Here is a 12,310-nt window from a genome sequence, read left to right on the forward strand (position 1 = left end):
CCGGCCTGACAATATATTGGCAATAGCATTCGATTGTTTATATGGGACAAATCAGGGACTTATCGCAATTTTCTGACTTTTTTACCGCAGAAACCGATGCGAATCTCTTTCATTCGCCACAGGTTCGCCCTTGCAACCTTACCTTGAAGGGCAGCTTGCCGCGAAATTCTTGCAGGCGAATGACATGAGCAGGCATTCTTACCCGGGAGATTCTTTTCAGGTTCAGCCTTCAAGCAGAGCGTCGACCAACTTGGCGACCTGAACGCGGATATCCGGAACGGCGGTCGATTCCCAAAAGACGCCCTTTGTGACGGGACCAATCGCAAAGAATGAGCCTGATGGCTCGCCGCGCGCATTGATCAACTGGAAATCCTTGGTCACATCGAGACCGAGATCAAGCGCATCCGGCTTGGCCAGCCCATGCTCCATCAAACCAAGCAATGCCGGGTTGCGGGTCGTTGAGAACCGGGGATTACCGCCGCGGCAGTCAATGATTGTCGCAATTTTCACCTTATGAAACAAACCGCTATGACGCTCGCGATAGCGGATTGTCATGTCTGTTTCGTTTTCCTGCACTGAAAGCAGCCGCCCAGCCGCAATCTCCAGCTGTCCGGAAGCACGCGCCGCATCAATGCGATCAGCGACAGCGGGCGCCATGCGATGCCGATGCGTGTCCCACCAGGGACGCAAATGGCGGAGGAAGCTTTCGCGTTGCGCAAGCGGCAGCCGCGTCCATATCTGCTGAGTGTGGGGCCGCAGTGCATCCATGACGGCGCGCCAGTTCGAACCCGAGCTTTCGGCTTCCTGCATAAGTGCACGAACGCGACGCAGCAGACCGACAATACCGGAAGTGACAAACAATGAATCTGTGTCGACTTCGAAAGGCTCCGCAGGTGCGTGACGGGCGGGCACCAGTCCGCGCCGCGATATTGCATGTATCTGCCCCCGATGCCCGCGATCGAGCAACGACAACACACTGTCGACCATGGACAGTCCGGTCCCGAAGATCGCCACCGGCGCGTCCGCTGGAATGTCGAAATAGCCTTTGCTGGACCAGTATTCAGCGACATTCGCGCCGGAAACGGCGATTGCCGTTTCATTGCCGGTCGCGACAATGATCGCCTCTGCCGACACAACCTCGCCTGACTCCGCGACAACAGCAGGCCTGCCGCCTTCGAGAACGACATCGACAATCTCGCGTGGGTCGACAACCAGTCTCGCTGTCTCGCCAGAGCGATATCCTTCCACAAGCTCGTTCAGATAATCACGATAAAGCCTGCGTGGTGCGAAAGACTGCGGCTGCCACTCATTGGCGATGGGCGCGCTTGCTGCCGTTTGCCGGGCCTGCAGCCAGCTCAGGAAATGATCGAGATTGCCGGGAAAGGCGCTCATGTTGTTGGCGCGAACATTGAGAAGATGACTCGGGTTCTCCGTGGAATAGGCGATTCCCCTGCCAATCTGGCCCGAGCGTTCGAAAATGCGAACCGTCGTGTCGCTGGAGCGTTCCAGCAATTGCGCCGCAAGAATGACGCCGCTCGCGCCACCGCCGATAATGACAAAAGACTTCAAACTATCGTGACCTATCCCTGTTCGCGATGGTTTCGCCCTTTGAACGGCTTCCATCGTCCTTCCCAAAATCACACTAATTTAATAAGATTCCAACATCGTACCCAAGAAGTAAACCCCGCTTTCGCAGGGAATTTCCCTTCAACGCTCAGGCTACCACCCGCTTTCTCTGGCCAATATGGAAACAATGGCGGCTTCACAATCCCTATTTGTTGACAGTGTGTCGCTGAAAAACGGGCTGGCGTTGAACGGTTTTACCCCAATATCTTGGGGCACGTCATGAATGTAACTTCTGGACATTCTGCATCGAAAGATATGTCAGGAAGTTCACAATCTACTGCAACATCAGGATTAGAACGAATGAACAATAGTCATCTCGCATCCATCAAGAAGCGTCGCACCCAGTATGCTCTTGGCAAGAACCTCCCGCTCGCCAAGGAACAGGTTGCAGAACTGATCCGTGAAGCCGTCAAGCACACGCCTTCGTCGTTCAACTCGCAGAGCTCGCGTGCAGTCATCCTGTTTGGCGCTGAAAGCGACAAGCTGTGGAACATTGCCAAGGAAGAGCTGCGCAAGATCGTTCCTGCCGACGCATTTGCACAGTCGGAAGCCAAGCTTAACAGCTTTGCAGCCGGTGCTGGCACGGTTCTCTTCTTCGAAGATCAGAACGTGGTGAAGGGCCTCCAGGAACAGTTCGCGCTTTATGCCGATAACTTCCCGGTCTGGTCGGAACAGTCGGGCGGCATGGCTCAGCATTCGGTCTGGACTGCCCTCTCCGACGCCGGTATCGGCGCGAGCCTGCAGCACTACAACCCGCTGATCGACGCAGAAGTTGCCAAGACCTGGGATATTCCGTCGTCGTGGAAGCTCCGCGCCCAGATGCCGTTTGGTTCCAACGAACAGCCTTTCGGCGAAAAAGCCTTCATGGATGATGGCGATCGCTTCAAGGTATTCGGCTGATCCAGAATTTAAAAAACTGAGATGGGGCCGGAGATTTTCTCCGGCCTTTTCTTTTTTGCGGGCACAATATTACCTGATCAGCGCAGTCTATATTGTGAACCTTCCCTAAATAGGAATCTAATAGCGCGGCGCCAGAGCGAGTCGCGGATATCCGGCTTCTCAGACTATGAGGCGCATTTTCTATGCATGGTCCGGCCCAAATGATGGCCGTGACCGAAGGGGAAGTTGCATGACCACCGGAATCCTGTCCTTCAATCACCGTCGCCATGGCGATACCGCCTCCAGAACGAGCCTCCAGTCTGGCTTTGCGCAGCGTCTTTTACGCAGCACAATTCCCGCAGCGCTGGCCTTCGGCCTGTTGCTGTCGGCAGCGCCGAAAGCGGTACAAGCCGCTACGCCAGCCGATACGCTGGTCATCGCCATGGGTATCGATGACGTCATTTCGCTCGATCCCGCGGAGATTTTCGAAATCACCACGTCGGAAGTGCTCACCAGTACCTATGAGCGTCTGGTGACGACGGACACCAAGGATCCGACCAAGATCATCCCGCAGATCGCCGAAAGCTGGACGTTCTCGGACGATGGCCGCTCGATCACGTTCAAGATTCGCAAAGGCCTGAAATTCGCCTCCGGCAATCCGTTGACGGCGCAAGACGCAGCCTATTCGCTACAACGCGCGATCAAGCTCGACAAAAGCCCGGCATTCATTCTCAGCCAGTTCGGCCTGACACGCGACAATGCCGATCAGAATATCGTTGCTCCCGATGACGAAACACTGGTCTTCACGACTGGAAAAGCGTTTGCGCCGAGCTTCGTTTTGAACTGCCTGACCTCCAGCGTTGCGTCCATCGTGGACAGCAAGCTGGTCAAAGAGCACGAGCAGAAGGCCGAAAAGACCGACGCTTATCCTTACGATACCGATTTTGGTTATGAATGGCTGAAGACCGGCTATGCCGGGTCTGGCCCATTCGCTTTGAAGCAGTGGCGCGCCAATGAAGTGCTGCTCCTCGAACGCAACGAGAATTATGCCGACGCCAAGCCAGCTATGAAGCGGGTGATCTATCGTCACGTGAAGGAAGGCAGCTCGCAGCGTCTGCTCTTGCAGGCAGGCGATATCGATATTGCACGCAACCTTGAACCCGGCGATCTGGAAACGCTCAGCAAGGACGACAAGTATCACGTTCTCGCAGCGCCAAAGGGCCGTGTTTATTATCTGGTTGCGAACCAGAACGTGCCGGAACTGGCCAAGCCGGAAGTGCGCCAGGCAATCAAATATCTCATCGATTACAACACCATCGAATCCCAGCTCATCAAGGGCATTGGCCGCACGCATCAATCTTTCCTGCCAACTGGCATGTTCGGCGCGGTGGATGATAAGCCTTTCACCTATGACGTCGACAAGGCCAAGGAACTACTGGCCAAAGCCGGCTTGAAAGACGGCTTCAAGGTGACACTCGATGTCCGCAACACGCAGCCCGGTGTCGGCATTGCCGAGAACATCCAGCAGACCATGAGCAAGGCTGGCATCGACGTGGAAATTCTGCAAGGCGACGGCAAGCTGACAACGACCAAGGTGCGTGCACGCAAGCATCAGCTCGCACTCGGCATCTGGGGTCCGGATTATTGGGATCCACATACCAATGCCGTGACCTTCACCAACAATCCGAACAATGGTGAAGACGTCTCCATGCGCACCAACGCCTGGCAGGCGCATTGGGAGATCCCTGAACTGACGGCGGAAACCATGGCTGCTGCCGAAGAGCGCGACACGGCAAAGCGTGAGGCCATGTATCATGATCTTCAGAAGAAGTTTCAGGAGACCAGCCCTTTCGCAATCCTTTATCAGCAGATCGAAACAGCTGTGACCGGCGCGAATGTGCATGGTTTTAACATGGTCGCCGACGCCAACTACGTTCAGACGGTGACGAAGGACTAATCAAAAAGACCGGGCATCCTGCGATGCCCGGTCTTCTCTTTTAAATCACTGCGATTTCTTATTTCTGATCGTCGAAACTGAATGGCGGCAATTGCACAAGCGCTGACTTCAGTGCTTCGGACCAGCTTTCCGATACCGTCTGGTAATAAGGATCCGTTGCCTCAAAGCGCCGCTGCATGCCCGTCTTGAGGCTGTCGGTTTCGTAAATCTGCATGTCCAGCGGAAGCCCGACGGAGAGATTGGCCTTCAGCGTGGAATCGAACGAGACCAGCAGCAACTTCACCGCTTCCTCGAAGCTCATATCCTGCTGATAGGCACGCACCAGAATGGGCTTGCCATATTTGTTCTCGCCAATCTGGAAAAACGGCGTATCGACCGAGCTTTCGATGAAGTTGCCTTCCGGATAGATATAGAACAGGCGCGGCTGGCCGCCCTTGATCTGCCCACCCAGAATGAAAGACGCGCCGAATGCATCGGCCGCCTTCTGGCCACCGGTCGCGGAATTCTGGATCACTTCCTTGACCGTATCACCGATCAGCCGCGCAACCTGAAACATGGACGGAGCATCGAATACCGACGGGTGTCTGTCGGCAGGCGCCTTCATCCGCTCTTCCAGAAGGCTGGCGACGGATTGGGTCGTGGCGAGATTGCCAGCCGAAAGCAGGACAATGACGCGGTCGCCGGGCTTCGACCAGCTCCGCATCTTGGAAAAAGTCGAAATATTATCGAGCCCCGCATTCGTCCGGGTGTCGGACATGAACACAAGGCCACGATCAGTTTTCATTCCAACGCAGTAGGTCATCAGCAGTATCCGGCAGGCAATATCATCGTTCTTGTCCGATCACTGCCCTACATTGATGTGAACCGCAAGGCTTTCAGCCGTTCCACCGAGCCTAACCCCCGAAATTGGGGCCGCATCGCGATAGTCGAGCCCCGTCGCCAGACGCACATAACGGTCATTCGGGCAGATATTGTTGGCCGCATCGAAACCGACCCAGCCGAGCCCATCGATATGCGCTTCCGCCCAGGCATGACTGGCGGTCTGGTCTTCTACACCCTCCATCATAAGATAGCCGGAGACATAACGCGCGGGAATACCGAGAAGCCGCGCGACCGACAGGAAGATGTGGCTGTGGTCCTGACAGACACCCTTGCCTGCACCCAGCGCCGTTTCCGCATCAGTGAAAACGCTGGTCGTGCCGGGCACATAGGCCACGTTCGCATGGACGCGGTTCATCAGATCGTGCAACAGCGCAAGCCGTTCCATCCCGGTTGAAAGTTCGCCTGCCAGCGCGCGAATGCCCTCACCCGGCAGGGTCAGTTCTGTTTCACGCTCAAACAGCCACAATGGCGCGTAGCCATAGACCGGGCCGAGCACGCCGACGCGGTCTTCCACCTCGACACTGCCGCTGGCGGTGATGATAATCTCGCTGATATTGCGATGGTGCTGCACCAGATCGGTCTTGTTGCCAAAACCGTCAATATAAGAGACCTCCGGCTCGCCGCCTTCGATCTTCACTTCCCAGTGCTTCACGACCTGTCCCGGCACGGTCGGCGGCCGCAAACGCAAACGCTGCACCGCATAGGGCACCGGATGTTCATAAGCATAATGCGAAACGTGCCGGATTTTAAGATGCAAGCGAGGACCTCAATAGAAATTATAGGTTTCAGCGATCTCGTTGCCGAGCCGGTTGTTGCACTTGATGAAGTCCGTCAGGAATTCATGCAGTCCCACATCGAAGATGGCACTTATGTCCTGATTTTGCAGTGTCGAAAAAATCTTCTCCCCTGTTTCATGACAGGTGGCATTGTTGCCGTAGTCCTTGGACAAAAAATCCAGATGCTCGTTGATACTGCGATAGCAATAATTCAGCGAACGCGGCATGCGCCCGTTCAGGATCAGATAGTCAGCCACATGGGCAGGACGATAATCGCCCTCATAAACCCAGCGATAGGAGCGATGCGCCGAAACCGAGCGCAGGATCGATTCCCACTGATAATTATCAAGTGTCGTACCGACATAGGATATGGCTGGCAAAAGCACATAATATTTCACGTCGAGAATGCGCGCCGTATTGTCCGCGCGCTCTATGAAAGTGCCCAAACCCGCAAAGTCGAAAATCTCGTTGCGCAGCATGGTGCCGTGAAAAGCACCACGGATCAGTGCAGTTTCGCGTTTGATCTGGTCGAGAAGCGGCGGTAGGTCGCTTTCCTTCAAAGGCTTGCTCAGCGACTTTTTCAAAAGCATCCATGCTTCGTTGACACTTTCCCATGCTTCACGCGTCAGCGCGGTACGTACCATGCGCCCATTGGAACGCGCTGTCTCAAAACACGACATCACGCTTGACGGATTGCTGGTATCCCGCAGCAGGAAATCAGTAACATTTGCAGCATTGTATGCATCATATTTGGCGGAAAAGGCCTGACTCGCGCCCGCCGATACCACCACGGAAGACCATTCCTCCGGCGCATCGGACGTCTTGGTCAGCGCCATGCGCAATCCGGCATCCACCAGGCGAGCCATGTTTTCCGCCCGTTCTATGTAGCGGAACATCCAGAAAAGCCCGTTTGCCGTGCGGCCTAAAAGCATGAAATCATTCCCCTTGTTGAGCCTTTTCGGCTCCGTCTTCGCGCTCCGGTCTTGATGCCGGGTTCCACGCACACAAAATCGTATTCACGTAACGTCTAGTCGTCCAGAACCCAGGTATCCTTGGTGCCGCCACCCTGGCTGGAGTTCACAACGAGTGATCCCTCCTTCAACGCCACACGGGTCAAGCCGCCGGGCGTGATGCGGATACGATCGGAAACCAGCACGAAGGGACGCAGATCGACATGGCGTGGCGCCAGACCCTTTTCCGTAAAGATCGGGGTCGTGGAAAGCGCCAGCGTCGGCTGTGCGATATAGTTGCGCGGGCGGGCCTTGAGCTTCTTCGAAAAGGCTTCCCGTTCCGCCTTGGTGGAAGCTGGCCCGACCAGCATGCCGTAACCACCAGAACCATGCACTTCCTTGACGACGAGGTCGGCAAGATTGTCGAGCACATAGGCCAGACTGTCCGGTTCCGAACAGCGCCATGTCGGCACGTTTTCGAGGATCGCCTTGCGTCCCGTATAGAACTCGACGATTTCCGGCATGTAGGAGTAGATCGCCTTGTCATCCGCAATACCGGTGCCCGGCGCATTGGCAATGGTGATATTGCCCGCGCGATAGACATCCATGATGCCGGCAACACCGAGCGTCGAATCCGGACGGAACGTCAGTGGGTCGAGATAAGCGTCGTCCACACGGCGGTAAAGCACGTCGATGGCACGATAGCCCTGCGTGGTGCGCATCGCCACGCGCCCGTCGACTACCCGCAGATCGCTTCCTTCCACCAGCTCGACACCCATCTGGTCGGCCAGAAACGCATGTTCGAAATAGGCGGAATTATAAATGCCGGGCGTCAGCACCGCGACGGTCGGCACGCCCTGTGTGCCGGGAGGCGCAACACTGGCCAGCGACTGGCGCAGAAGTTGCGGATAGTTCTCGACCGGACGCACCTTGACGTTCTGGAACAGCTCCGGGAAAAGCTGCATCATCGTTTCGCGATTTTCCAGCATATAGGAAACGCCGGACGGCGTCCGGGCATTGTCCTCCAGCACATAGAACTGGTTTTCCGCCGTGCGCACGATATCGACGCCGATAATATGCGTATAGACATTACCGGGCGGACGAAAACCGATCATTTCAGGCAAAAATGCCTCGTTCTTGGTGATCAGTTCCTTAGGGATGCGCCCTGCCCTGATAATTTCCTGCCGGTGATAAATATCGTCAAGAAAGGCATTGAGCGCCATGACGCGCTGTTCGATGCCCTGCGACAGGCGTCGCCATTCCTGACCGGAAATAATCCGCGGGATAATATCGAAGGGAATAAGCCGCTCGGCGGCTTCCTGATCGCCATAGACCGCAAAGGTAATGCCGGTCTTGCGAAAGACGCTTTCGGCATCATGAGACTTCTGCAAAAGCTTGCCAGAATCCTGGCCGTCGAGCCACTGTTTGAGAAATTCGTAAGGTGGGCGGACATTCCCGCCATGGTTGAGCATTTCGTCAAATGGCTTCACTTAGTACCCCTTTTTTCGCTATTATTCGGCGCGGTTTCAGGGAAAAGCAAGCGTTGAAATCATATAAAAGTGCAAAGCAGGGTTGCGCAATTCGTCGTGATGACAACAGACGAAAGGCAATGTAGAATTCCGTCCAAATCGGGAATCGCTGCGCGGTTTTTCTTAGCCCGGACGATGCGCCTTAACGATTGCAGGGTCGGTTTCGATGCGGCCTGCACCGATCAAATCCAAACAATACGGGATAGCGGGAAAGACCGCCTGCAAGGTCATTGCGATGGATGCTGGCTTGCCCGGCAGGTTCAAAATGAAACTCTTGCCGCGACTGCCTGCCGTCTGACGCGAAAGAATTGCCGTCGGCGTCTGATCCAGACTGACGCGACGCATCAACTCGCCAAAACCCGGCAATTCCTTGTGCAGCACAGCGTGCATCGCTTCCGTTGTCTCATCGCGTGGGCTCGGGCCTGTGCCGCCGGTGGTCAGGATCAGATCACAAGCCTCGTCGTCGCAAAGCGCAATCAGCGTATCACGTACCGACGCCATCCCGTCGGGAATGACGCGCTTCACCGTTTCATATGGCGTGACGATTGCGCTCTTCAGCCATGCTTCGATGGCTGGACCGCTCAGATCCTCATATTCGCCGCGACTTGCACGGTCAGAAACGGTAACAACGCCGATTTTCAAGGTCTTATCCTCACATCCGGTAAACCGAAACGCTTATAACGTCCGACCACCGCAATGTGAAGGCCGCCTTATCGGTTTAGGTTCAGCTTGGTTGAATCAAGTTAGCGCTCTAACATTTTGTTTTTACGCGTATCTTCTCTCAAAACCGTTTCACACTACTTCGGTTGTGCTCTATCATCGCCACTTATGCGTATATTGCTTGTCGAAGACAATCTGACCCTCGCGAGCTGGCTTGCCAAAAGCCTGCAACAGTCGAATTACAACGTCGATACGGTTCACGATGCCGCCGACGCTGAACAGGCTTTGGCTTTCACGGAGTATAATCTCGTCATTCTTGATCTCGGCCTGCCGGACAAGACCGGGCTGGACGTGCTGGAGCAGATACGCAATCGCGGCAATGAAGTGCCGGTCATTATACTCACCGCCAATGCGAGCCTCGATGGCCGTATTCGCGGGCTGGACGCCGGAGCAGACGATTATCTTGCAAAGCCCTTCGAACTAAGCGAGCTGGAAGCGCGTATTCGTGCGCATCTGCGCCGGGCAAGCCAGCGCACTGCGCCGGTCGTCACTTGCGGCTTGCTGCGCTTCGACACCAATACCCGGCTGTTTTCGGTGGGGGAGGATGCGCTGCCGCTGGCTCCCAAAGAGCACGCGGTGCTGGAACAGCTGCTGCGCCGGATTGGAACCACCGTCAGCAAGGCGACACTGGTTCAGGGCATCTATGATTTTGACAGCGAGACGGACGAAAACGCCATCGAAATCTACATTCACCGATTGCGCAAAAAACTCGAAGGCAGCAAGGCGGAAATCGTGACATTACGCGGCCTTGGCTATCTTCTGCGTGACGCAGGCTGATATGGCTCGCCTTTTCTCCAGACTGTCCCAAAGTCTTCGCGCCCAGCTTGTCTCGTGGATTGTCGTGCCGCTGATCGTTGTGGCGGCCCTCAATCTCTGGACGGCGTGGCGCTCCTCGGAAAATATCGCAGGCATCGTCTCCGACCGGATGCTGACAGCCTCTGCCCGCGCAATTGGCGAAGCGACAGCTGCGTCACACGACGCCATTGATGCTGTCATACCTCCGGTCGCTCTGGAAATGTTTTCAACAGGCTACGGAGACCGCGTTTATTATCGTGTCGAAACTTCGGATGGCCGCCTATGATGCCATGCAGCGCGATCTCTGGCTGCATTCGGTCTGGCAACAATCCCTGCTCATCATCGCAGCGGGCGCTTTATCCCTGCTGGGGCTGCGTTTCGTGTTGCGTCCGCTCATCCGGCTGCGCAACGAAGTGCGCAATCGTAAATCGGAGCTGGAGGCCTTCGATCCTCAGACCGTGCAGACGGAATTGCGACCGCTGGTCACCGCGCTCAACCAATATATGGAGCGAGTACGCAAGCAGATGTCGGCGCAGCGCCGGTTTATCCAGAACGCCGCGCATCAGCTTCGCACGCCGATTGCCACGCTGACGACGCAGGCGAGTTTTGCCGTGCGTACGACCAATGAAGATGATCGAAACGAAGTGCTCGCTAGCCTCAAAAGCACGGCCATGCAACTCTCGCGCCTCGCCGCGCAATTGCTGACGCTATCGCGTGCGGAGCCCGGCAGCAGACGCCCGCGCGCCGACCGTGTCGATCTGGCCGAAGCTGGAAAGCAGGTGTTGGAAAGCCTTGCCGGAAAGGCCTTCGACCGCAACATCGATCTTGGCTTCGATCTGAAAACGGAGAATGCAACGGTCTCAGGCGATGGCACGATGCTGCGCGAAATGATCGTCAATCTGGTGGACAATGCCCTCAGCTACACACCGCAAGGCGGCATGGTGACCTTGAGTATCGATGGCCAGAATGGTCAGGTTCGTATCATGGTCGAAGATAACGGCCCCGGCATTGCAGTTGCGGAGCGCGAACATGTGTTCGAGCGCTTCTATCGTGTGCCCGGAACGGTTGCCGAAGGAAGCGGTCTCGGCCTAGCCATCGTGCGGGAAGTTGCCGATGCGGCAGAGGGCGATGTGCAGCTTCAGGAAACGAAAGGCGGCGGGCTTACGGTCGTTGTGACCTTGCCCGCCGCCTGATTAAGAGCATTTCCAGCAAAAGTGCGAAGCGGTTTTGCGTAGGATAATGCGTGAAAACAAACGGATAGAGCGGTTCCGACGGAACCGCTCTATCAATTCTCAGTTTTCGTTATCAGCTGCCCTGTTCGGACAGAGCCTGCGGACGCCACTTGACGAGATGGTTTTCGATCAGCGTGATGATGTATTCGACCACCAGTGCCAGCACGGCCAGAATGACCATGGCGGAGAAAACGCCATTGGCATTGAACGAGCCCTGCGCCGTCGAGATCATCAGGCCAACGCCCTTCTTGGCGCCCAGAAATTCACCAACCACGGCACCGACAAGCGCGAAGCCGAAGCTGACATGCAGGCTGGCCAGAATCCAGCTCATGGCCGATGGGATGATGACCGAGCGGGTGATCTGCGACGGCGAAGCGCCGAGAATCTGCGCATTGGCGATCAAGGCGCGATCCGCTTCACGGACACCCTGAAACGCATTGGCGAAGACCACGAAGAACACCATGACCACAGCGAGCGCGACCTTGGAGGCCATGCCGAGACCGAGCGCGATGATGAAGATCGAGCCGAGAACAACACGCGGGATCGAGTTGGCGATCTTGATATAGATTGAAAACACATCGGCCAGAAACTTGTTACGACCGAGAATGATGCCGCAGATGACACCGCCGACAGCACCGATGAGGAAGCCGAGGACGGTTTCTTCAAGCGTCACGATGATCTGCTCGGAAAGCGGACCCTGCGATGTGCCTTCCGTGATCCAGATCCAGATCTGGTCAGCGATTCCCGACGGGCTGGCAAAGAAGAACGGATCGATAAAGCCCGTCCGGGCGCCCAGTTCCCAGCCGCCAAGGACTGCGAACAGAATGGCGAGGCGAACGAGAATAACGACGGCGCGACGCTGGCGCGACTTGGCGCGGAAGGTCGCTTCCGTGCGGGCGAGTTCCGCAGCGCTGCCATTGGCCTGAGCGCCCGCGGGAGAAGCAAGAGTTTGTGCAGTCATGTC

Annotated in this window: 10 protein-coding genes and 1 pseudogene; 4 read left to right on the top strand and 7 right to left on the bottom strand. The window is 56.2% G+C overall.

The window, feature by feature from the left end; all coding sequences use genetic code 11:
- Positions 1 to 222: 222 nt before the first annotated feature.
- Complete coding sequence (locus ACTJKP_RS16005; RefSeq protein WP_440631357.1) at positions 223 to 1,569, bottom strand: FAD/NAD(P)-binding protein; 1,347 nt, start codon at positions 1,567 to 1,569, stop codon at positions 223 to 225.
- Positions 1,570 to 1,926: 357 nt separating this feature from the next.
- Between ACTJKP_RS16005 and ACTJKP_RS16010 the strand changes: the two genes are divergently transcribed.
- The gene (locus ACTJKP_RS16010; protein WP_078337017.1) at positions 1,927 to 2,526 is read left to right on the top strand and encodes a nitroreductase family protein; all 600 of its coding nucleotides are present in this window, start codon (positions 1,927 to 1,929) and stop codon (positions 2,524 to 2,526) included.
- A gap of 229 nt (positions 2,527 to 2,755) precedes the next feature.
- A complete protein-coding gene (locus tag ACTJKP_RS16015) occupies positions 2,756 to 4,462 on the top strand; it encodes an ABC transporter substrate-binding protein (protein WP_440631358.1) in 1,707 nt (568 codons plus the stop codon).
- 58 nt (positions 4,463 to 4,520) lie between these two features.
- Here the strand turns inward: ACTJKP_RS16015 and ACTJKP_RS16020 are convergent, their stop codons facing one another.
- From ACTJKP_RS16020 to mog, 5 genes are all read right to left on the bottom strand, one after another.
- Positions 4,521 to 5,264, bottom strand: a complete 744-nt coding sequence (locus ACTJKP_RS16020; protein ID WP_078337019.1) for a proteasome-type protease — start codon at positions 5,262 to 5,264, stop codon at positions 4,521 to 4,523.
- Between the two features lie 39 nt (positions 5,265 to 5,303).
- Complete coding sequence (locus tag ACTJKP_RS16025) at positions 5,304 to 6,101, bottom strand: transglutaminase family protein (protein WP_440631359.1); 798 nt, start codon at positions 6,099 to 6,101, stop codon at positions 5,304 to 5,306.
- Between the two features lie 9 nt (positions 6,102 to 6,110).
- Positions 6,111 to 7,052 (bottom strand): alpha-E domain-containing protein, encoded by a 942-nt coding sequence (locus ACTJKP_RS16030; protein WP_440631360.1) that lies wholly within the window; start codon positions 7,050 to 7,052, stop codon positions 6,111 to 6,113.
- A 95-nt stretch (positions 7,053 to 7,147) separates the two neighbouring features.
- Entirely contained in the window at positions 7,148 to 8,560 is a 1,413-nt protein-coding gene (locus tag ACTJKP_RS16035) for a circularly permuted type 2 ATP-grasp protein (RefSeq protein ID WP_078337021.1), read from the bottom strand.
- A 162-nt stretch (positions 8,561 to 8,722) separates the two neighbouring features.
- Positions 8,723 to 9,241 (bottom strand): molybdopterin adenylyltransferase, encoded by a 519-nt coding sequence (gene mog / locus ACTJKP_RS16040; protein WP_440631361.1) that lies wholly within the window; start codon positions 9,239 to 9,241, stop codon positions 8,723 to 8,725.
- A 186-nt stretch (positions 9,242 to 9,427) separates the two neighbouring features.
- On the opposite strand from mog, the gene ACTJKP_RS16045 reads away from it, so the two are divergent.
- Both ACTJKP_RS16045 and ACTJKP_RS16050 read left to right on the top strand, forming a co-directional pair.
- Entirely contained in the window at positions 9,428 to 10,096 is a 669-nt protein-coding gene (locus ACTJKP_RS16045) for a response regulator (RefSeq protein ID WP_440631362.1), read from the top strand.
- 1 nt (position 10,097) lies between these two features.
- A pseudogene (locus ACTJKP_RS16050) lies at positions 10,098 to 11,307 on the top strand (sensor histidine kinase).
- Positions 11,308 to 11,419: 112 nt separating this feature from the next.
- Here the strand turns inward: ACTJKP_RS16050 and ACTJKP_RS16055 are convergent.
- The gene (locus ACTJKP_RS16055; RefSeq protein WP_113533464.1) at positions 11,420 to 12,307 is read right to left on the bottom strand and encodes an ABC transporter permease; all 888 of its coding nucleotides are present in this window, start codon (positions 12,305 to 12,307) and stop codon (positions 11,420 to 11,422) included.
- Between the last annotated feature and the right edge of the window lie 3 nt (positions 12,308 to 12,310).

It is taken from the genome of Brucella sp. 22210 (assembly GCF_052045675.1).
Taxonomy (GTDB): Bacteria; Pseudomonadota; Alphaproteobacteria; order Rhizobiales; family Rhizobiaceae; genus Brucella.

Bases quoted from the DNA above. Each gene is read 5' to 3' on its own strand.
- ACTJKP_RS16010 (WP_078337017.1), top strand. From the start codon at position 1,927: ATGAACAATAGTCATCTCGCATCCATCAAGAAGCGTCGCACCCAGTAT.
- ACTJKP_RS16015 (WP_440631358.1), top strand. From the start codon at position 2,756: ATGACCACCGGAATCCTGTCCTTCAATCACCGTCGCCATGGCGATACC.
- ACTJKP_RS16020 (WP_078337019.1), bottom strand. From the start codon at position 5,264: ATGACCTACTGCGTTGGAATGAAAACTGATCGTGGCCTTGTGTTCATG.
- ACTJKP_RS16030 (WP_440631360.1), bottom strand. From the start codon at position 7,052: ATGCTTTTAGGCCGCACGGCAAACGGGCTTTTCTGGATGTTCCGCTAC.
- ACTJKP_RS16045 (WP_440631362.1), top strand. From the start codon at position 9,428: ATGCGTATATTGCTTGTCGAAGACAATCTGACCCTCGCGAGCTGGCTT.
- ACTJKP_RS16055 (WP_113533464.1), bottom strand. From the start codon at position 12,307: ATGACTGCACAAACTCTTGCTTCTCCCGCGGGCGCTCAGGCCAATGGC.